Source organism: Burkholderia sp. BE17, from assembly GCF_009362305.1.
GTDB classification, from domain to species: Bacteria; Pseudomonadota; Gammaproteobacteria; order Burkholderiales; family Burkholderiaceae; genus Burkholderia; species Burkholderia pyrrocinia_C.
In genome coordinates this window covers 142820-163670 of record NZ_WHNU01000010.1, presented here as the reverse complement: position 1 = coordinate 163670, position 20851 = coordinate 142820, and the positions used below count along the sequence as shown (strand labels likewise).

Here is a 20851-nt window from a genome sequence, read left to right as displayed (position 1 = left end):
CACCAACCGGCAGCCGTCGGCGTAGATCGCATTACGCCTGGCGCTCGACCGTTTTTCCTTCCAGCACCGCCGACAGCCTGCGCAGGTCGAGGCGCGCCGCATCGGCGCCCTGCAGCGTTTCCAGATGCGTGCCGAGCCGCTCGAGCGCCGCGACGATCTCGTCGACGCGGCGGCTTTCCTTCGCCGCGTGATCGATCAGGCCGTGAATCGCGAGCGACATCGGATCGTCGGCGTTCGGCGTGATCCCGTATGCGCAGAACGCCGCGCGTTCCGGCTGCGGCTTCGGCTGCGCCGGCATCACGATGCGCGCCGGATTGCCGACCGCCGTGCCGCCCGCCGGCACCGGCTTGACGACGACCGCGTTCGAACCGATCTTCGCGCCCGCGCCGACCGTGAAACCGCCGAGCACCTTCGCGCCCGCGCCGACGATCACGCCGGCCTCGAGCGTCGGGTGGCGCTTCGTGCCGCGCGTGAGCGACGTGCCGCCCAGCGTCACGCCCTGGTAGATCGTGCAGTCGTCGCCGATGATCGCCGTCTCGCCGATCACGACACCCATGCCGTGATCGATGAACACGCGCCGGCCGATCGTCGCACCGGGGTGGATCTCGATACCCGTCAGGAACCGCCCGGCCTGCGACGCGAAACGCGCGAGCCAGTAGCGCTTCGCGCGCCAGCAGGCGTGCGCGAAACGGTGCAGCACGAGCGCGTGCAACCCCGGATAACAGGTCAGCACTTCCCAGGCACTGCGAGCGGCGGGATCCCGCTCGCGAATCGTTGCAACGTCTTCGCGCAATCTCGTGAACATGATCTGATCGGGGAAAAGGCCGGCGCGCACCGCCGGCAATGACCGGCCGTTATCGCGCCGGGTAATTTGCTTATGACGTCCGGCGATTGTAGGGCCAGTCGCGCACGGCCGCACGAGGCCGCACGTTCACCCCGCCGCCGGCGCGGGTATTCGGGCGGGAAGGCTCGCTGTCGCGATGTTTGCGGGAGGTTCGGCCGGTCGGAAACGCTCGGGGCCCGGCGCTCCCGAAGGCCGACAAAACGCCTGCCCGGCCGGGACGCCGCACCTGAACGCCAGGTTGCCGGCGCGCGGGCCGCTTACGCGTCGCCGTCGGGCTTGCCCGATTTCAGCAGGATGTGCTTCGCGACGCCGCGCAGGATGTTGACCTCCTCGCGCTCGAGGCCCGTGCGTGCGAACAGGCGCCGCAGCCGCGGCATCAGTTTCTTCGGATTGCGCGGGTCGAGGAAATCGAGCGCGATCAGCGCATTCTCGAGGTGCACGTACATCCGCTCGATCTCGTCGCTCTGCGCGAGCGTGCCGGCCTCGGCCGACGGTTGCGGCGAAGGCTCGCTCGCCTGCTCGAGAAACGCGACGCGCAGCTCGTACGCGAGCACCTGCACGGCCTGTGCAAGGTTCAGCGAGCTGTATGCAGGGTTCGCCGGGATGTGCGCGAGCGCGCTGCACTGCTCGACATGCTCGTTCGCGAGGCCCGTGCGCTCGTTGCCGAACACGAGCGCGATGTCGCCCGCGCCGACCTGCGCGCACGCGTGCGCGGCGGCCGCGCGCGGCGCAAGGCGCGGCGGCCCGTATTCGCGCGTGCGCGCGGTCAGCGCGATCGACCAGTGAACGCCGGACAGCGCGTCGCCGAGCGTCGGCACGACATGCGCGGACGCGAGGACGTCGTCCGCGCCGCTGGCCATCGCGATCGCCTCGGGGTCGCTCTGCACGTGCGGCACGCGCGGCGCGACCAGCACGAGACGCGAGAAGCCCATCGTCTTCAGCGCGCGGGCGGCCGCCCCGACATTGCCGGGATGGCTCGGCTCGACGAGCACGAAACGGGTGGACGTGAAGCCGCCGGACGGCGGCCGGGACGTGTCCGCGCCCGACTCGGACGGCGCGGCGGTGTTCTGCGGGGTTTCCACTACGATACGACTCGGTTCATCAGAATGGCCGTATGGTAGCGCCATCGCCCCGGCAAACCCACTCGTCCGGACGGACAGTGGGGGTTTGCCCGCATTCCGGTCGCCTGAAACCACCAAAAATCGGGTAAAATCATGTCTTTACGCGTCGCGCTCCGTGCGGCGCGGGTCGTACCCCGCTCTTTGTCAATTTGCGTCTCACCTCGCCCGGCACGCTTGCGCCGTTCCGGGCGGTTGTTCCACTTCGTGGCGGCCCGTGCCGCCGGCTACAGGATCCAGGCTCATGCATCCCATGCTCAACATTGCTGTCAAGGCTGCGCGCCGCGCCGGACAGATCATCAATCGCGCGTCCCTCGATCTCGACCTGATCGAGATCCGCAGGAAGCAGCAGAACGACTTCGTCACCGAAGTGGACAAGGCCGCCGAAGAGGCGATCATCGAGACGCTGAAGACCGCCTACCCCGATCACGCGATCCTCGCGGAGGAATCGGGCGAATCGGAGAACGAATCCGAATTCAAGTGGATCATCGATCCGCTCGACGGCACGACCAACTTCATCCACGGCTTCCCGTACTACTGCGTATCGATCGCGCTCGAGCACAAGGGCGTCGTCACGCAAGCCGTCGTCTATGATCCGAACAAGAACGACCTGTTCACGGCCACGCGTGGCCGCGGCGCGTACCTGAACGATCGCCGCATCCGCGTCGGCCGCCGCGACCGCCTGTCCGACGCACTGGTCGGCACGGGCTTCCCGTTCCGCGAGAAGGACGGCCTCGACGCGTACGCGCGCCTCTTCACCGAAATGACGCAGGCCTGCACGGGGCTGCGCCGTCCGGGCGCCGCGGCACTCGACCTCGCGAACGTCGCGGCCGGCCGCCTCGACGCGTTCTTCGAGCAGGGCATCAACGTGTGGGACATGGCGGCGGGCAGCCTGCTGATCACCGAGGCCGGCGGCCTCGTCGGCAACTACACCGGCGATGCCGATTTCCTGCATCGCCATGAAATCGTCGCCGCGAACCCGAAGATCTACGCGCAGATGATCCCGATCCTGAACCGCTACAGCCGCGTGCATCCGGCAGCGGAGTAATCGCCGCCCGCACCGCCCGTGCGGCGCGCTTCGACGGCCCGTGTCCGCTTCGTGCGGCACGGGCCGTTGGCAAAGGGATGCCGCGTGCGTAGCATGCCGCTACCGCCCTTTCCCCTGGCGGCCGCAATTGTGCGTGGCATCGATATCGATGTGCTATGTTGACCAGCATGAACGACAAGGGCGGCTATGCCCGCCTGGCGTGCTTTCGCACCGACCGCCGGCACCGTCATGATGGAGCGACTTTCGCATCCCGATGATTCGGCGGCGGAAAAATCTTCCCCGCACAAGGGGCGCTTCATGTTCCCGTCCTGAAGTTGCCCGCGTTGTCCGGCCTGGTCAGTGTGCAGCCCCTCGTACAGCTTGTTCCAGCGATGAATGGTTCGCGTCCGAGATGCCCGCGCGGCGAACAACGCCGCCACCAGCATGCCGGCCCCGCCTGTTTCAACACCGCCACGACGCCGTGGCGACAGCATCCGAGTACCCATGTTACGGCTAAGCGAAGTTAAACTCCCCCTCGACCATCCCGAAAGCGCGCTCGAAGCCGCGATTCGCGCGCGTCTCGCGGACCTTGGCGTGCCGGCAGACGGGCTCCTCCGTTACACCGTGTTCCGCCGTGCACACGATGCGCGCAAGCGCTCCGACATCAAGCTGACGTACATCGTCGATGTCGAAGTCCAGGACGAAGCGGCCGCGCTCAAGAGACTCGCCGGCACGCCGCATTGCAGCGTGACGCCCGATATGGCGTACCACTTTGTCGCGAAGGCCCCCGAGCACACTGCTTTCCTGCGCCCGGTCGTCATCGGCATGGGGCCGTGCGGCCTGTTTGCAGGACTGATCCTCGCGCAGATGGGCTTCCGTCCCATCATCCTCGAACGCGGCAAGGCCGTGCGCGAGCGCACCAAGGACACCTTCGGCCTGTGGCGCAAGAGCGTACTCAATCCCGAATCCAACGTGCAGTTCGGCGAAGGCGGCGCCGGGACGTTTTCCGACGGCAAGCTGTACAGCCAGATCAAGGATCCCCATCACTATGGCCGCAAGGTCCTGGACGAATTCGTCAAGGCGGGTGCGCCGGAAGACATCCTGTATCTGAGCCGGCCGCACATCGGCACGTTCCGCCTCGTCAGCATGGTGGAAAAAATGCGCGCTTCCATCCACGAACTGGGTGGTGAAGTACGCTTCGAAACCCGGGTCGACGACATCGAAATCGATCAGGGCAAGGTGCGCTCGCTCAAGCTCTCGAACGGTGAAACGCTCCGGTGCGACCACGTGGTGCTGGCCGTGGGCCACAGCGCGCGCGACACCTTCCAGATGCTGCACGATCGCGGCGTGTATATCGAAGCCAAGCCGTTTTCGCTGGGTTTTCGCATCGAACATCCGCAGGGGCTGATCGATCGCAGCCGCTTCGGCAAGTTTGCGGGCCACAAGCAACTCGGCGCGGCCGACTACAAGGTGGTCCACCACTGCAGCAACGGGCGCGCGGTCTACAGCTTCTGCATGTGCCCCGGCGGCACGGTGGTCGCGGCGACCTCCGAGCCGGGCCGCGTGGTCACCAATGGCATGAGCCAGTATTCCCGGGCCGAGCGCAACGCAAATGCGGGCATCGTCGTCGGCATCACGCCGGAAGACTATCCCGGCGGTCCGCTGGAGGGCATCGCGTTCCAGCGTAAATGGGAAGAGCGCGCGTTCGAACTTGGCGGCGGCGATTACCGCGCGCCGGGCCAGCTGGTCGGCGATTTCATCGCAGGCCGGCCGTCGACGTCGCTGGGCTCGGTGGCGCCGTCGTACAAGCCGGGCGTGAATCCGACCGACCTCAGCACCGCGCTCCCGGACTACGTGATCGAAGCAATCCGTGAAGCACTCCCCGAGATCGATAAAAAGATCGCGGGCTTCGCGATGCACGATGCCGTGCTCACCGGCGTGGAGACGCGCACTTCGTCGCCGATCCGGATTCGACGCAAAGACGATTACCAAAGCATGAACGTCGAAGGCCTGTATCCGGCCGGCGAAGGCGCGGGATATGCGGGTGGCATCTATTCGGCAGCCATCGACGGCATCGAAGTCGCGCAAGCGGTGGCACTCAGCATGACGTCGGCGCATGCGTCCTGAGGTGCCGGACAGGATCGGCGCGCGAAGCTCCATGAGCCGGGTGACGCCGACTTTCGCAGGTCCGCCCGAGTGCCGGGTCGACTCGTCGGACAGGGCCGGCAGCAGCCGGTCGTGGTCTCCGGCACCTGGCCGAACGGCGAACTTCGCACTTGCACGTCGGGGCCACTGGTAAACTCGGGCGACCAAAGCAACAAACCTGATGCCTGACCTATGACCACGCTGTCGCCCGAGGCCTTTGCAGGCCACACCCCGATGATGCAGCAGTACCTGCGCATCAAGGCCGACCATCCCGACACGCTCGTGTTCTACCGGATGGGCGACTTCTACGAGCTGTTTTTCGAAGATGCCGAAAAGGCCGCGCGCCTGCTCGACCTGACCCTCACGCAGCGCGGCGCATCGGCCGGCACGCCGATCAAGATGGCCGGCGTGCCGCATCACGCGGTCGAGCAATATCTTGCGAAGCTCGTGAAGATGGGCGAATCGGTCGCGATCTGCGAGCAGATCGGCGATCCGGCCACGTCGAAAGGCCCCGTCGAGCGCAAGGTCGTGCGCGTCGTCACGCCCGGCACGCTGACCGATGCCGCGCTGCTGTCCGACAAGAACGACGTCTACCTGCTCGCGATGTGCACGGGCCACAACAAGCGCGGCGTCGCGGTCAACATCGGCCTCGCGTGGCTGAACCTCGCAAGCGGTGCGCTGCGGCTCGCCGAAATCGAACCCGAGCAGCTCGGCGCCGCGCTCGAGCGTATCCGGCCGGCCGAAATCCTGACGGCGGACGGCGCGACCGACGTCGTGCCTGCAGGCACGGGCGCAACCAAGCGCGTGCCGGCGTGGCACTTCGACATCGCGTCGGGCACGCAGCGCCTGTGCGACCAGCTCGATGTCGCGAGCCTCGACGGTTTCGGCGCGCATTCGCTGACGAGCGCATGCGGCGCGGCGGGCGCGCTGCTGCTCTATGCAGCGGCCACGCAAGGCCAGCAACTGCGGCACGTGCGCAGCCTGAAGGTCGAGAACGAAACCGAATACATCGGGCTCGATCCGGCCACGCGCCGCAACCTCGAATTGACGGAGACGCTGCGCGGCACCGAGTCGCCGACGCTGTATTCGCTGCTCGATACCTGCTGCACGACGATGGGCAGCCGCCTGCTGCGCCACTGGCTGCATCACCCGCCGCGTGCGTCGGTCGCCGCGCAGTCGCGCCAGCAGGCAATCGGCGCGCTGCTCGAGGCGTCGGCGAACGCGAGCCTCGATGCGCTGCGCAGCGCGCTGCGCCAGATCGCCGACGTCGAACGGATCACCGGGCGTCTCGCGCTGCTGTCCGCGCGACCGCGCGACCTGTCGAGCCTGCGCGACACGTTCGCCGCGTTGCCGGCGCTGCGCGAGCGCATCAGCGCGATCGTCGCGAACGCGGACGCACTCACCCGTGTCGACGCTGCGCTCGCGCCGCCCGCCGAATGCCTCGACCTGCTGACGAGCGCGATTGCGCCGGAGCCGGCCGCCATGGTGCGCGACGGCGGCGTGATCGCACGCGGCTACGACGCCGAGCTCGACGAGTTGCGCGACATCTCGGAGAACTGCGGGCAGTTCCTGATCGATCTCGAAGCGCGCGAACGCACGCGCACCGGCATCGCGAACCTGCGCGTCGAATACAACAAGGTGCACGGCTTCTACATCGAGGTCACGCGCGGCCAGACCGACAAGGTGCCCGACGACTACCGCCGCCGCCAGACGCTGAAGAACGCCGAGCGCTACATCACGCCCGAACTGAAGACCTTCGAGGACAAGGCGCTGTCCGCGCAGGAACGCGCGCTGGCGCGCGAGCGCGCGCTGTATGACGCGGTGCTGCAAGCGCTGCTGCCGTTCATCCCCGAGTGCCAGCGCGTCGCGTCGGCACTCGCCGAGCTCGACCTGCTCGCCGCATTCGCCGAACGCGCGCGCGCGCTCGACTGGGTCGCGCCGACCTTCACCGACGAGATCGGCATCGAAATCGAACAGGGCCGCCACCCGGTCGTCGAAGCGCAGGTCGAGCAGTTCATCGCGAACGACTGCCGGTTCGGCACCGAGCGCAAGCTGCTGCTGATCACCGGTCCGAACATGGGCGGTAAATCGACGTTCATGCGGCAGACCGCACTGATCGCGCTGATGGCTTACGTCGGCAGCTACGTGCCGGCGAAGTCCGCATGCTTCGGTCCGATCGACCGAATCTTCACGCGCATCGGCGCGGCCGACGATCTCGCGGGCGGCCGTTCGACGTTCATGGTCGAGATGACCGAGGCCGCGGCGATCCTCAACGACGCGACCCCGCAAAGCCTCGTGCTGATGGACGAGATCGGCCGCGGCACGTCGACGTTCGACGGCCTCGCGCTCGCATGGGCCATCGCACGCCACCTGCTTGCGCACAACGCCTGCTACACGCTGTTCGCGACGCACTACTTCGAGCTGACGCAACTGCCGGCCGAATTCCCGCAAGCGGCCAACGTCCACCTGTCGGCCGTCGAGCACGGCCACGGCATCGTGTTCCTGCACGCGGTCAACGAAGGCCCGGCGAACCAGAGCTACGGCCTGCAGGTCGCGCAGCTCGCGGGTGTCCCGGCGCCCGTGATCCGCGCCGCGCGCAAACACCTCGCCTATCTCGAACAGCAGTCGGCGGTACAACACACCCCGCAACTCGATCTGTTCAGCGCGCAGCCGGTAGTCGCCGACGATTTCGAGTGCGCGGACGCGCCGGCGCTGCCCGACACGCCGCATCCGGCGCTCGAGAAGCTGCGCGACATCGATCCCGACGATCTCAAGCCGCGCGAGGCGCTCGACCTGTTGTACGAACTGCGCACGCTGGTCCGGTCGCACGATGCCGACGGGCACGCGTAAGCGCATCCCGCGGCGCCTGCCGGCCCGCGCCGCCGCCGCGCTCGCCGCGGCGGTGCTCGCGCTCGCGCAGGCCGGTGCGCTGGCGGCGCCGCCGAAGCGCGCCACCGCGCCCTACTCGTTCGCGGTCGTGTCGGGCGTCATCAACGTTCCGGCGGACGAACCGGCGACCCAGCGGCTGCTCGACTCGATCGCGCGCGAGCGCAACCTCGCTTTCGTCGTCTATGCGGGCGATCTCAAGGGCTCGAAGGAAGCGTGCCGAGATGCGCTGTATTCGCAGCGCGGCGCGATCCTGGACGCCGCACGCGTGCCGCTCGTATTCATCCCGGGCCACGACGACTGGGTAACGTGCAACACCGTGGCCGGCGGCAGCTACGATCCGGTCGAGCGGCTCGACTTCCTGCGACAGACGCTGCTCGCCGATTCGGCGCTGCCCGACCCGGGCGCGCTGCAGATCACACGGGAAAGCGAAATCGCCCGGTTCCGGCCGTATCGCGAAAACGCACGCTGGATGCGCGACGACATCGTCTATGTCGCACTCAACGCACCGGCGCCGAACAACCACTTCCTGACGGCCGGCGGCCGCAACGGCGAATTCGAGGATCGCGTCATCGCGAACGGGTTCTGGATCGACCACGCAGCCGAATACGCGAAGCGGCGCGACGCGCGTGCGATGGTGGTGATTTTCGAAGGCGATCCGCAATTCGAACGTCATGAACGCTCGGAACGGTTCGCGTGGCTGCGTTTCAACCGGCCGCGCGTGCGCGACGGCTTCCGCGAGTTGAAACGAACGCTGGTGAAGGCGGCGGCGACGTTCCGCGGCCCGATACTGGTGATGCACGCGAGCGGCCAACCGCTTGCGAGCGGCTTTCTGATCGATCGCCCGCTGCGGGCCGACGACGGCGAACTGGTAGGAAACGTGACGCGCGTCGCGATCGGACCGCGCAATCCGGCAAATCAATGGGTACGGGTGAGCGTGTCGCCGGCGCGACAAACGATCTTCAACGTGAGCCTGCAGGAAGTGCCGAAGAACCTGCCCGTGCCGCCCGCGCTGCCGCTCGTGCCGCACGACGATGTCCCGCTGCCGCAGATGCCGGAAATCCCCGCGTTGCCGGCGCTGCCCGACTCGTCGTCGGTCGCGCCGCCGCTGCAGGGGGACGGCGCCGCACCCGGCGGCGCGTCGTGGCCGGCACCGCCCCCTGCATCGGGGCCGGCGCCCGGCCTGCCTGCGAGCTCAGTGCAGGGTACGCCCTGACGGCGATTCGCCGTCTTCGTCTTCGTCCTCATCGACGATCTCGAGCCCTTCCGCGCCATGCGCATGCTCGTGCTCGATTTCGTCTTCGGTTGCTTCGCGAACGTCCTTCACCGTGAGTGCGAAACGCAGCGCCATGCCTGCCAGCGGGTGATTGCCGTCGAGCACGACCTTGTCTTCGGCGACGTCGGTGACCGTATAGATCAGCGAATCGACGTCCTCGTCGCCGTCTTCCGGCGTGCCTTCGAACTGCATGCCCACTTCGAGCGGCTCGGGAAAACGATCGCGCGGCTCGATCTTCACGAGTTCGGGATCGTAGTCGCCGAACGCGTCCTGCGGCTCGAGCTGAATCTGCGCCTGGTAACCCGGCTCGTGCCCGTCGAGCTGTTCCTCGATCTTGGGGAACGTGCCATCATAGCCGCCGTGCAGATAGACCATCGGCTCGTCGCTTTCCTCGATCAGATTGCCCTGTGCATCCGACAGCTTGTAAGTGACCGACACGACGGTGTTTTTTGCGATTTTCATCCAATTCTCCCAAATACAACTCTCATTATACGATGCGCAACCGGTCTCCAGCCGAACCGCGGGATGCCGCTGCCGCCCCGCTCGGCGCGCCGCCTTCCGATCTCCCCACACCGCTGCTCGGCGGTCTCACGCCGGCGCAATTCATGCGCGGCTACTGGCAAAAGAAGCCGCTGCTGATCCGCCAGGCGATCCCCGGCGTTGCGTCGCCGGTCACGCGCGATGCGCTGTTCGAGCTCGCATCCGACTATGACGCGGAATCGCGACTGATCACCCATTTTCGTAACAAGTGGCAACTGGCACACGGTCCGTTCGAGCCCGGCTCGCTGCCGGCCGTCACGCGCAAGTCCTGGACCCTGCTCGTGCAGGGGCTCGACCTGCATGTCGACGCGGCGCGCGCGTTGCTCGACCGCTTCCGCTTCGTCCCCGACGCGCGGCTGGACGACCTGATGATCTCGTATGCGACCGACGGTGGCGGTGTCGGCCCGCACTTCGATTCATACGACGTATTCCTGCTGCAGGTCGAAGGCCGGCGCCGCTGGCGCGTCGGCGCGCAGAAAGACCTGTCGCTGCAGCCGGACGTGCCGCTGAAAATCCTCGAAAACTTCGAGCCGAGCGACGAATGGGTGCTGGAGCCCGGCGACATGCTGTACCTGCCGCCGCACATCGCGCACGACGGTATCGCCGAAGGCGAATGCATGACCTGCTCGATCGGCTTCCGGGCCCCGTCCGCCGGCGAGCTGGGCGCCCAGTTCCTGTACTATCTCGCGGAGCGCGGGGGCCTGCACGACGGGGCCGGCGACGACCTCTACCGCGATCCGAAGCAGCCGGCCGTCGACACGCCCGCGCAACTGCCTCCGGCAATGGTCGAGCGTGTCGCCGAGATCGTAGACGCAATCCGCTGGCGCAAGCGCGACGTCGCGGAATTCCTCGGCTGCTACCTGAGCGAACCCAAGCCGAACGTCGTATTCGACCCGCCCGCGCGCCCGCTGTCCGAGGCCGCATTCGTCGCGCAAGCGTCACGCCGCGGCGTGTGCCTCGACAGAAGGGCCGCATTGATGTATAACGCGCGATCGTACTTCATTAATGGCGAGGAAGGACCGCTCGAGCAGGCCGGCGAATGGCTGCCCGAACTGGCCAATCAACGCCAGATGGAGGCGAAACGGTTTGTAACACTATCCCGGGCTCCCTCGATGACAGCTTTGTTGCACGAGTGGTATCGTGCGGGCTGGATACGGGTCGGAGACCGGAATTAGTGTGAGTCGCCCCGTATGCCCGTACAGATCAAATTCTGTATGGGAAAGACAACGTATTGACCCCGCATTTGTCGACGGTCGATAGGAAAGTGCATATAATTTCCGCCCAAGCCGTAGGGAAGATTCACGCTCTAGAAGTGCGTCTCCACCAGCGGCCCAGGTCGGTGTTGGAGCACATTACCGGTATTGTTTCGCGCTGTTGCTTACCTTTAACCATAAAAGGACGTGATCATGAAGAAATCCCTCCTCGTAGCTTCCCTGTTGGCTGCTGTTGCACTGGCTGCTTGCAACAAGAGCGCTGATCAAGCTGCTTCGTCGGCTGCAAGCGACGCGGCTGCTGCTGCTTCGACGGCTGCTTCGGCAGTTGCTGGTGCTGCGAGCGACGCTTCGGCTGCTGCTTCGTCGGCAACGGCTGCTGCGAGCGACGCTGCTGCTGCAGTGGCGTCGGCTGCTTCGGCAGCGACGGCTGCTCCGGCTTCGGGCGCAAGCCAGTAAGCCTCAGCGTCAGCTGAAAAAAACCGGCCCTCGGGCCGGTTTTTTTACGTCTGCGGTTTCCGGATCGATCGCCCGGCAGCCGCACCGGGCCGCCACAGCGGCCCCGCCCCGCTCAGCCGAGCATCAGCCAGTCGAATCCCGCGTCCTGCGTGGCCACGACCACCTCCTCCCCGCTCGTCCCCAGCACGCCGGCAAACGCCTGGCGGGCCAGTTCCGGCAGGTTGTTCTGCTGGCTCAGGTGCGCCGCGACCAGATGCTGGAGGCGGCTGCGTTCGAGCGACGCGAGGATGTCGGCCGCCGCGTCGTTGCTCAGGTGGCCGTGGTTGCCGCCGATCCGCGCCTTCAGCGACTGCGGATAGCGGCTCGCGGCCAGCATCGCGGTGTCGTGGTTGGATTCGAGCACCAGCGCGTCACAGCCGCTCAGGACGGCCGTGATGTGCGGCGTGGCCATCCCGACGTCCGTCAGCACGCCGAGCCGGCTGGAGCCGTCCATAAAGACGAACTGGAGCGGTTCGCGCGCATCGTGGGGGACCGTATAGGGCATGACGGCCAGATCGCGTATCGCGGCCGTCTCGTCGCCCCACAGCACGTGGAGATCGACATCGGCTTCGTCCGCGCCTACCGCGCGCGCGGTGCCCCAGCTCATGTAGAGCGGTAGCGACGTGCGCCGGGCGAGCGTCAGCGCGCTGCCGACGTGGTCGCTGTGTTCATGGGTGACGAGGATCGCATCGAGATCATCGATGCCGAGATTCAGTCGGCCGAGCCGGCGCTCGACCTCCTTGGCGGAAAAGCCGCAGTCGAGCAGCACGCGAGTGGTCGTCGTGCCGCTCGAGGCCTCGACGACCAGCGCGTTGCCTTCGCTGCCGCTTCCGAGGCTGGCGAATCGCACGCGCTCAGTTCAGCTGCGCGTGGAGCAGCGAAATGATCCGCTGCGCGTCCGACGAGTTGTCGACCTGGCCGTTTGCGCCGACCACCGCGACCTGCGTGCCGCCGCCCTGCGCGCGCACGTTGACCAGGAATTCCCTGCCCGGCTTCGCCGCCGACGGACCGCCGTAGAACAGCTTGCCGAACAGGCCGTCACGCTTGAGCTCTTCCATCGAATTCGCATAGCGCACCGTATATACGCCCTTCTCGCGGTCGCGATTGTCGACCGTGAAGTTCGTACGGTCGAGCGCGAGGCCCACGCGCAGCCACGCGCGGTCGAACGACTCGGCCAGCTGCAGCGTCGCTGCGCCGCTGCTCGTGTCGCTGACCTGCGCCGGTGCCGTCGCCGAACGTGCATCGGTCAGCAGTTGCTTCGCCTGCGCGTCGGTCAGGCCGAACTTCTGCATCAGCTTCGACAGGAACACGGCTTCGAGCACCGGGTTGCGCGGCCGCTCTTCCCAGCGCGACGACGTGCCGCCCTGCGGGCCGACCATCATTTCCTCCATCGCGCTGTGCGTGATCGAGATGTCGGTGTTGCCGTCCGACGTGCGGTTCACGAGCGTCCGGAAACGGTCGCGCGTGCCCGACGAGTACGCGAAATCGATGACCTTGCCGATCGTGCGGCGGAACCAGTCGTCGGGAATGTTCGCGCGGTTTTCGGCCCAGTCGGTAGCCATGATGCCCGTCGACGGCGCGTCGGTCTTCAGCGAGAAGCCGTTCTCCTGCCAGAACTCCTTCAGGATCGGCCACAGCTGCTCGGGCGTCCGGCCATCGACGACGAGCCAGCGACGATCGCCGTCGCGCTCGATGTGCATGCCGAGCGGATCCTGCGCGCTCGGAATGCCGTCGGTCGCATTACCGGCCTGCGTCGTGACCCGCGGCGGCAGCGTGCCGAGCCCCGCGTTGGTCGGCGGCGCGACGAACTGCTGGGTCGTCGGCACCGGCTTCAGGTCGCTCGGCACCGCGAGAGGCGGCGCCGAACCGGTGTTCTTGTAGTTGACCCGGTCGGGGGCCAGGTAGTCGTTCAGCGTATCGCAGCCGGCGAGCGCGCCCAGCGCCAGCACCACCACCGACATCTGGATGGCGCGAGAGGAAAAGGCGAAACGTTTCATGAAATCCTTCGTCTTGCTTGAACGCTCGTCAGGAGCGGCGCCGGACGGAGCCGGCCGGTGCGGGTTGATCAGGGGTCGAGCCGGCGGCCGCAGGACGCGGCCGCCTCGGCATCATGCGAGGACGCCGGCCTCGACGAGGGCCGAACGCACGGCATCGTGGCAGCGCTCGTCGAGCGCCGTGAGCGGCAGCCGGATGCCGCCCTGCATCTTGCCCATCGCCTGCAGCGCCCACTTCACCGGAATCGGGTTCGCCTCGATGAACAGGTTCTTGTGCAGCGACAGCAGCTTCATGTGCAGCTCGCGGGCCGTCTGCACGTCGCCGGCCAGCGCCGCGCGGCACAGCTCGCTCATCGCGCGCGGCGCGACGTTCGCCGTCACCGAGATGTTGCCGTGACCGCCGAGCAGCATCAGCGCGATCGCGGTCGGATCGTCGCCGCTGTAGATCGCGAAATGCTTCGGCGCGGCCTTGATCAGGTGCGCGGCACGATCGATGTTGCCGGTCGCGTCCTTCACGCCGATGATGCCCGGCACCTGCGCGAGGCGCAGCGTCGTCTCGTTCGCCATATCGGCGACCGTGCGGCCCGGCACGTTGTACAGGATCACCGGCAGGTCGACCGCTTCGGCGATCGTCTTGAAGTGACGGTACATGCCTTCCTGCGTCGGCTTGTTGTAGTACGGCACGACCTGCAGCGTCGCGTCCGCGCCGACCGACTTCGCGTGCTTCGTCAGCTCGATCGCCTCCGCGGTCGAGTTGCCGCCCGCGCCCGCGATGATCGGGATGCGTTTCGCCGCATGCTCGACCGCCGTGCGGATCATCAGGATGTGCTCTTCGACGTTGAGCGTTGCCGACTCGCCGCTCGTACCGACCACGACGAGCGCATCGGTGCCTTCCGCGATGTGCCAGTCGATCAGTTTGCGAAACGCCGGCAGGTCGAGACTGCCGTCTTCGAGCATCGGGGTGACGATCGCGGGGATGCTGCCGCGGATTTGAATGCCGTCTTGGGTGCCGTTAGCCATGAAACGCGATTGATTGTGTACCGGTAAACGTTGAGATTGTAGCGGATTAGCCGGGCAGTTCGTAACGTGGAATTCCCGCCCCCGCCTTCGGGGTCGCGCCCTCGCGCACCGCGCAGAGACGCTGGACGAACGCCTCGCGCGGCGCGGCGACGAAACCATCCTCGTACGCGACCACCCGCAGGCGGCCATGCACGGCGTCCAGCAGCTCGCCCGGGGCGAGCAGGAACGCGGGGTTGGACGGTTTGCCGACCGTTTCGTTTCCTTGCGCGAAAGTTTCGTAGATGAGCACGCCGCCCGGAGCCACCGCATCGAGCAGATGGGGCCAGAGCGGACGATGCAGATAATGGGTGACGATCACGGCGACAAACCGCTCGCCGGCCGGCAGCGGCCACGGCGCGCCTTCGAGATCGGCGTCGCGCGCATCGACGCCCGCGATCGTACGCAACGCGGCCAGCGCGGCCGGGTCGCGGTCGAGCGCGACGACCGGATGCCCGTGCGACGCGAACCAGCGCGCATGGCGGCCGCCTCCCGCGGCGACGTCGAGCACCGCGCCGCCGGCCGGAACGAGCCGCGACCATCGGGCGACCCAGCGCGACGGCTCGGCCGGTGCGACGTGGCCGCCCGTGGCGGCTATGACGGATTCGTTCACGCGCGCGGACCGGATCAGTTGTACGACAGGCCCATCGCGTCGCGCACGTCGCGCATCGTTTCCGTCGCGTACTTGCGCGCCTTGTCGCAACCGTCCGCGACGATCGCGCGCAGCAGCGATGGATCGTCCATGTACTTCTGCGCGCGCTCGAGCATCGGCTGCTGCTCGCGCAGGATGCCTTCGACGACCGGCTGCTTGCAGTCGAGGCAGCCGATACCCGCCGAGCGGCAGCCCTTCTGCACCCACTCGTGGGTCGTTTCGTCCGTATAGACCTGATGCAGTTGCCACACCGGGCACTTGTCGGGATCGCCCGGATCGGTGCGGCGCACGCGCGCCGGATCGGTCGGCATCGTGCGGACCTTCTTCGTGATCGTGTCGGCGTCTTCGCGCAGGCCGATCGTGTTGCCGTACGACTTGGACATCTTCTGGCCGTCGAGGCCCGGCATCCGGGACGCTTCGGTCAGCAGCGCCTGCGGCTCGACGAGGATGATCTTGCGCGCGCCTTCGAGATAGCCGAACAGGCGCTCGCGGTCGCTCATCGACAGGCTCTGCGATTCCTGCAGCATCGCACGCGCCTGTTCGAGCGCCTCGTCGTCGCCCTCCTGCTGATACGCGTTGCGCAGCTCGTGATAGAGCTTCGCGCGCTTGCCGCCGAGCTTCTTCGCGGCCTCGAGCGCCTTCTCCTCGAAACCGGGCTCGCGGCCGTACAGGTAGTTGAAGCGGCGCGCGATCTCGCGCGTCATCTCGACGTGCGGCACCTGATCCTCGCCGACCGGCACGAGCGAGCCGCGATACAGCAGGATGTCGGCCGCCATCAGCACCGGGTAGCCGAGGAAGCCGTAGGTCGACAGGTCCTTGTCCTTCAGCTTCTCCATCTGCTCCTTGTAGGTCGGCACGCGTTCGAGCCAGCCGAGCGGCGTGCTCATGCCGAGCAGCAGCGCGAGTTCCGCATGCTCGGGCACCTTGCTCTGGATGAACAGCGTCGCCTGCGCCGGATCGATGCCGGACGCGAGCCAGTCGATCAGCACGTCCCACACGTTCTTCTCGATGACCTCGGGAGTCTCGTAGTGCGTCGTCAACGCATGCCAGTCGACGACGCAGAAGAAGCACGGGTACTCGGACTGCAGTTTCACCCAGTTTTTCAGCACGCCGTGGTAATGACCGAGGTGCAGCGACCCGGTGGGTCGCATGCCGGAGAAAATACGTTCTGGGAACATGATTGTCGTTAGAAAAGCGAGGCGAATGGGGACAGGATGGCGCTCAGCACGGCGTAACCGACGTTGACGAGCGGGCGCAGCCAGAAGTTCGTCAGCACGCCCGTCGCGACCAGCACGAGGACGATGATGAAACCGTACGGCTCGATGCGCGACAGCGCGATCGATTGCTTCGGCGGCAGCAGCGCCGCCAGGATGCGGCCGCCGTCGAGCGGCGGCAGCGGAAACAGGTTCAGCACACCGAGCACGAGGTTCGCGCTGACGCCGGCAAACGCCATCCGCGTGAAGAACGGCTCGTCGACGCCGACCGCGGGCAGCACGAGGGTCAGCAGGCCCCAGATCAGTGCCTGCACGAAGTTGCAGGCCGGGCCCGCGAGCGCTACCCACAGGCTGCCCCAGCGCGGATCCCGCAGGTTGCCGAACGAAACCGGCACCGGTTTCGCATAGCCGAACAGGAACGCGCCGCCCGTCAGGAAATACATCGCGAGCGGGATCGCGATCGTGCCGATCGGATCGATGTGGCGCATCGGATTGAACGACACGCGCCCCATCATGTAGGCGGTGTTGTCGCCGAGCAGGCGGGCGGCGTAGCCGTGCGCGGCCTCGTGCAACGTGATCGCGAAGATCACGGGCAGCGCGTAGACGGCGATGGTCTGTATCAGGGAAGCATCCATATCGCGTTATTGTAACAAGCGCACTCGCGCAAAAATGGAACGGCGCGCGCTTACGCGGCCGAGAGTCCGAACGGTTCGAGCGCGCCGCGCCCCGCGCGCACGAGCTCCGGCTCGTCGCCGGTCAGGTCGATCACCGTCGACGGCTCGCGCGGGCACGCGCCGCCGTCGATCACGAGGTCGACCTGCTTCTCGAGCCGCGCACGGATGTCGTCGGGATCGTTGAGCGGCTCGTCGTCAGGCGGCAGGATCAGCGTCGTGCCGAGCAGCGGCTGGCCGAGCAATTCCAGCAACGCGAGCGTGATCGCGTGATCGGGCACGCGCAGCCCGATCGTCTTGCGCGACGGGTGCGACAGCCGGCGCGGCACTTCTTTCGTCGCCTGCAGGATGAATACGTACGGGCCCGGCGTCACCGACTTGATCAACCGGTACTGGCGGTTGTCGACCATCGCGAAGTTGGCGAGTTCCGACAGGTCGCGCACGAGCAGCGACAGGTGCTGCTTCTCGTCGAGACCGCGAATCCGGCGCACCCGCTCGACCGCATCCTTGTCGTCGAGATGGCACGCGAGCGCATAGCTCGAATCGGTCGGCATCGCGATCACGCCGCCCTTGCTGACGATCTCGACGGCCTGCTTGATCAGGCGCGGCTGCGGATTATCCGGATGAATCCTGAAGAACTGGGACATGAAAGCACGTAAAGAGGGAGAAGTCGGATGCGCGTGTCGACCACGACGCGGGCGGCGGGCGGCCGCCCGGCGTCAGAGCCAGCGCTCCCAGACCGGTGTCAGGTCGGACGGCAACGGCGGCAGGCCGCCGAGCTCGACGCGGCCCTCGCCCGGCGCATGGAAATCCGAGCCGCGCGACACCTCGAAGCCGAAGCGGCGGGCAACGTCCGCGTATTCGCGGTACTGGTCGGGCGTGTGGCTGCCCGTGATGACCTCGATCGCGCGGCCGCCCAGATCGATGAACTCGCCGAAGAACGCGTCGAATTCGACAGGCGTATAGCGGTAACGGCCCGGATGCGCGACCACGGCCTCGCCGCCCGCCGCACGGATCCACCCGACCGCGTCGGATAGCGTCGCCCAGCGATGCGGGACGAACCCGGGCTTGCCGTCGCCGAGCAGGCGGTCGAACACGTCGGACGTCGATTCGGCGTGGCCGTGCTCGACGAGAAACCGCGCGAAGTGCGTGCGCGAGATCAGGTCGGGATTCGATACGTACTTCAGCGCGCCTTCGTACGCACCGGGGATGCCGAGCGTCTCGAGCTGCGCGCCGATCGCCAGCGCGCGCGCGGCGCGGCCGTGGCGCGTGCGGTACAGGCCGTCGACGAGCGCCGGGTTCGCGGGATCGATGTTCAGGCCGACGATGTGCACCGTGCGCGATGCCCACGTGACCGAAATCTCGACGCCGCTCAGGTAACGCATGCCGAGCGCTTCCGCCTCGCCGCGCGCCGCCGCCTGGCCGCCGATCTCGTCGTGGTCGGTCAGCGCCCACAGGGTCACGCCGCCGGCATGGGCACGGCGCGCGACGTCGGCAGGCGACAGCAACCCGTCGGAAACATTCGAATGGCAGTGGAGATCAGCGTTCATTGTCGGCTTGGCAGATAAGGCTTCATTCTACTGCAATGCGGCAATTGCGCCGCGGCCTGCCCCGCCGTCGCGCGCCTACGCGCAGAACGCCTCGATCAGCGCCGCGATCTGCTCGGGCTGGTCGTGATGCACCATGTGGCCGGCATCCTCGACGAGCTTCTCGCGCCAGTCGGGGAACGCGTTGAAACGCGCCTTGAATTCCGGCAGCGGGATGTCGCCGGCGAGGTGCGCGAGCGTCGGCGAATTGACAGCCTCGACGTGCAGCACCTTCGCGCGCACCTGTGTCCATGTGGCCATCACCTCGTCGAGCCGGTACAGCAGCGGGCCGGGCATCTTGTGCGCGGGGTCCGCGAGCAGGTGGTAAAGGCCGTCGTCGCCACGCTTGGACCAGTGCGCGGCGAGGAATGCGGCGCGGTGCGGGTCGAGCCGCGGATTGGTCCTGGTCAGGCGCGCCGCCACCTCGTCGAGGGACGCGTACGGGCGCAGCGCAGGCGGCTCGCGCAGTTCGTCCAGCCAGCCGCGCAGCCGGCGCGGCGCCTGCTCGGCCCGCGCGGGCGCGAGCCCGAAACCCTCGAGATCGACCACGCGCCGGACACGCTCCGGCCGCGCGCCCGCGTACAGGCACACGACGTTCGCGCCCATGCTGTGCCCGACCAGGTTGACTTCGCCGGTCGGCGCATAGTGATCGACGAGCGCATCGAGGTCGCCCAGGTATTCGTGGAACCAGTAGTGGCCGCCGCCCTGCCGCGCGACCGGCCAGTCGGACAGCCCGAAGCCGCGCGCATCGGGCGCGATCACCTGCCAGTCGCCCGCGAGCGCATCGACGACGAACTGGAACGACGCCGCGACGTCCATCCAGCCGTGCAGCATGAACAGCGTCGGCGCATCGGGCCGGCCCCAGCGCCGCACATGCAGCTTCACGCCGCGCACCGTGACGAAATCGGAAACAGAATTCGACGCACTCATTGCAGCCGCCAGAAAAAAGAATGATCGTTCGATTATAGCGGCGGCGCCTCCGTTCCGGCGGCCGGCAGTCGAGGCATTTCTCTAGCGGAGCGGCGGTGCGAGGGTCGGCCGGACCGGCCGCGCGTCCCGCCGGGAAACGCGATCCGCCGGGCGAGCGGGCCGGCCGGCGGCGGCACGCGTGCGGCGACAAACGATACGCAGCCGGACGCGATCCCGCTAACGCGCCGCGTTTCCGTCCGCTGCGTCCTGTGCGGCCAGTTCGTCGAGTTCGGCCTGCTCGAATCCGGCATCGCGACGCGCATCGAAGTTGAACGGGCCACGCAGCCGCGGCGCATGGTATTGCTCGGCGAGCTGACGGTAGGCCGGCACCGGATCGCGGCCGGTTGCGTCGCACAAATACCGGAACCAGCGGTTGCCGATCGCGACATGACCGACTTCGTCGCGCAGGATCACGTCGAGAATCGCGGCCGACGCATCGTCGCCCGCCTGTACGAGCCGCGCACGGATCGGCGGCGAAGCATCGAGCCCGCGGGCCTCGAGCGTGCGCGGCACGAGCGCCATGCGCGCCAGCACATCGCCCTTGGTCCGCTCGCACACCTCCCACAGCCCGTTGTGCGCGGGAAAATCGCCGTACGCATGCCCGAATGCCGCCAGCCGGTCGGACAGCAGCGTGAAGTGATAGGCCTCCTCGGCCGCGACCTTCAGCCAGTCCGCATAGAACGCGTCCGGCAGGCCCGCAAAGCGCCAGACCGCATCGAGCGCCAGATTGATCGCATTGAATTCGATATGGGCGAGCGCGTGCAGCAGCACCGCGCGCCCTTCGGGCGAACGCATGCTGCGCCGCTCGAGCTGGCGCGGCTCGACCAGCGTCGGACGTTCCGGGCGCCCGGGCAGGCCGGCCGGTTCGCGCAGTTCGAGCGACGGCGCGATCGCGGCCTGCCCGGCCAGCAGCGCGTCGTACAGCGAACGCACCTGCGCGGCCTTGGCCGCGGGTTCGGATGCGCGCAGCGCGTCGAGCGCGGCGCGGCGCACGCAAACCGGCGCATGACCGAAAGAAGAAGACTCCATGCTCATAAACGGGGACACCCTGCGTGCGCATCGCGGGAGCACATGCACGCGACGGTTTACAATATGCGATTGTTCCGCGGCGCAACGCGCCGGGCAAACCGGACGCGCCATTCTACCGGCGCCCATCACCGAAGA

General features: G+C 67.4%; 20 protein-coding genes. 7 read left to right on the top strand and 13 right to left on the bottom strand.

From position 1 onward, the window contains the following. Positions 1-31 precede the first annotated feature (31 nt). Together cysE and GD429_RS11485 are read right to left on the bottom strand one after the other, a co-directional pair. On the bottom strand, positions 32-805 hold the full coding sequence (cysE, locus tag GD429_RS11490; RefSeq protein ID WP_152857038.1) for a serine O-acetyltransferase: 774 nt from the start codon (positions 803-805) through the stop codon (positions 32-34). A gap of 296 nt (positions 806-1101) precedes the next feature. Beyond that, complete coding sequence (locus tag GD429_RS11485; protein WP_321574533.1) at positions 1102-1926, bottom strand: RNA methyltransferase; 825 nt, start codon at positions 1924-1926, stop codon at positions 1102-1104. A gap of 280 nt (positions 1927-2206) precedes the next feature. On the opposite strand from GD429_RS11485, the gene GD429_RS11480 reads away from it, so the two are divergent. From GD429_RS11480 to GD429_RS11465, 4 genes are all read left to right on the top strand, one after another. Further along, complete coding sequence (locus GD429_RS11480) at positions 2207-3010, top strand: inositol monophosphatase family protein (protein ID WP_152857036.1); 804 nt, start codon at positions 2207-2209, stop codon at positions 3008-3010. 483 nt (positions 3011-3493) lie between these two features. After that, positions 3494-5116 (top strand): NAD(P)/FAD-dependent oxidoreductase, encoded by a 1623-nt coding sequence (locus GD429_RS11475; RefSeq protein WP_152857051.1) that lies wholly within the window; start codon positions 3494-3496, stop codon positions 5114-5116. A 210-nt stretch (positions 5117-5326) separates the two neighbouring features. Continuing rightward, positions 5327-7984: a DNA mismatch repair protein MutS gene (gene mutS, locus GD429_RS11470; RefSeq protein ID WP_152857035.1), complete on the top strand. Its 2658-nt coding sequence runs from the start codon at positions 5327-5329 to the stop codon at positions 7982-7984. Beyond that, positions 7965-9236, top strand: a complete 1272-nt coding sequence (locus GD429_RS11465) for a hypothetical protein (protein WP_152857034.1) — start codon at positions 7965-7967, stop codon at positions 9234-9236. Before mutS ends, GD429_RS11465 begins: the two co-directional genes overlap by 20 nt. Here the strand turns inward: GD429_RS11465 and GD429_RS11460 are convergent. After that, complete coding sequence (locus GD429_RS11460; protein WP_034183585.1) at positions 9216-9758, bottom strand: FKBP-type peptidyl-prolyl cis-trans isomerase; 543 nt, start codon at positions 9756-9758, stop codon at positions 9216-9218. The two genes, GD429_RS11465 and GD429_RS11460, sit on opposite strands and share 21 nt — an antisense overlap. A 32-nt stretch (positions 9759-9790) precedes the next feature. On the opposite strand from GD429_RS11460, the gene GD429_RS11455 reads away from it, so the two are divergent. Genes GD429_RS11455 through GD429_RS11445 form a run of 3 tightly spaced genes read left to right on the top strand, consistent with a single transcriptional unit; the run spans position 9791 to position 11506 of the window. Then, entirely contained in the window at positions 9791-11011 is a 1221-nt protein-coding gene (locus tag GD429_RS11455; RefSeq protein ID WP_152857033.1) for a cupin domain-containing protein, read from the top strand. Between the two features lie 56 nt (positions 11012-11067). Then, complete coding sequence (locus GD429_RS42005) at positions 11068-11313, top strand: hypothetical protein (protein WP_011657350.1); 246 nt, start codon at positions 11068-11070, stop codon at positions 11311-11313. Next, on the top strand, positions 11243-11506 hold the full coding sequence (locus tag GD429_RS11445) for a hypothetical protein (RefSeq protein WP_041493100.1): 264 nt from the start codon (positions 11243-11245) through the stop codon (positions 11504-11506). The genes GD429_RS42005 and GD429_RS11445 overlap by 71 nt, the downstream gene beginning before the upstream one ends. Positions 11507-11618: 112 nt before the next feature. On the opposite strand, the gene GD429_RS11440 is transcribed toward GD429_RS11445, so the two are convergent. From GD429_RS11440 to GD429_RS11395, 10 genes are all read right to left on the bottom strand, one after another. Continuing rightward, positions 11619-12395: an MBL fold metallo-hydrolase gene (locus tag GD429_RS11440; protein ID WP_321574531.1), complete on the bottom strand. Its 777-nt coding sequence runs from the start codon at positions 12393-12395 to the stop codon at positions 11619-11621. A 4-nt stretch (positions 12396-12399) separates the two neighbouring features. After that, complete coding sequence (bamC, locus tag GD429_RS11435) at positions 12400-13542, bottom strand: outer membrane protein assembly factor BamC (protein WP_152857032.1); 1143 nt, start codon at positions 13540-13542, stop codon at positions 12400-12402. A 111-nt stretch (positions 13543-13653) separates the two neighbouring features. Further along, entirely contained in the window at positions 13654-14559 is a 906-nt protein-coding gene (gene dapA / locus GD429_RS11430) for a 4-hydroxy-tetrahydrodipicolinate synthase (protein WP_152857031.1), read from the bottom strand. Between the two features lie 46 nt (positions 14560-14605). Continuing rightward, on the bottom strand, positions 14606-15208 hold the full coding sequence (locus tag GD429_RS11425) for a class I SAM-dependent methyltransferase (protein WP_321574529.1): 603 nt from the start codon (positions 15206-15208) through the stop codon (positions 14606-14608). Between the two features lie 14 nt (positions 15209-15222). After that, a complete protein-coding gene (locus GD429_RS11420) occupies positions 15223-16425 on the bottom strand; it encodes a tryptophan--tRNA ligase (protein ID WP_152857030.1) in 1203 nt (400 codons plus the stop codon). 8 nt (positions 16426-16433) lie between these two features. Continuing rightward, positions 16434-17096 carry a site-2 protease family protein gene (locus GD429_RS11415; RefSeq protein WP_152857029.1) on the bottom strand — a complete coding sequence of 221 codons (663 nt, stop codon included), beginning with the start codon at positions 17094-17096 and terminating at the stop codon, positions 16434-16436. 50 nt (positions 17097-17146) lie between these two features. Then, positions 17147-17779: an L-threonylcarbamoyladenylate synthase gene (locus GD429_RS11410; RefSeq protein WP_152857028.1), complete on the bottom strand. Its 633-nt coding sequence runs from the start codon at positions 17777-17779 to the stop codon at positions 17147-17149. A 72-nt stretch (positions 17780-17851) separates the two neighbouring features. Further along, complete coding sequence (locus tag GD429_RS11405; RefSeq protein ID WP_152857027.1) at positions 17852-18682, bottom strand: 3',5'-nucleoside bisphosphate phosphatase; 831 nt, start codon at positions 18680-18682, stop codon at positions 17852-17854. Positions 18683-18757: 75 nt separating this feature from the next. Continuing rightward, complete coding sequence (locus tag GD429_RS11400; protein WP_152857026.1) at positions 18758-19648, bottom strand: alpha/beta fold hydrolase; 891 nt, start codon at positions 19646-19648, stop codon at positions 18758-18760. 216 nt (positions 19649-19864) lie between these two features. Further along, positions 19865-20722: a ferritin-like domain-containing protein gene (locus GD429_RS11395; protein WP_152857025.1), complete on the bottom strand. Its 858-nt coding sequence runs from the start codon at positions 20720-20722 to the stop codon at positions 19865-19867. Positions 20723-20851: the final 129 nt, after the last annotated feature.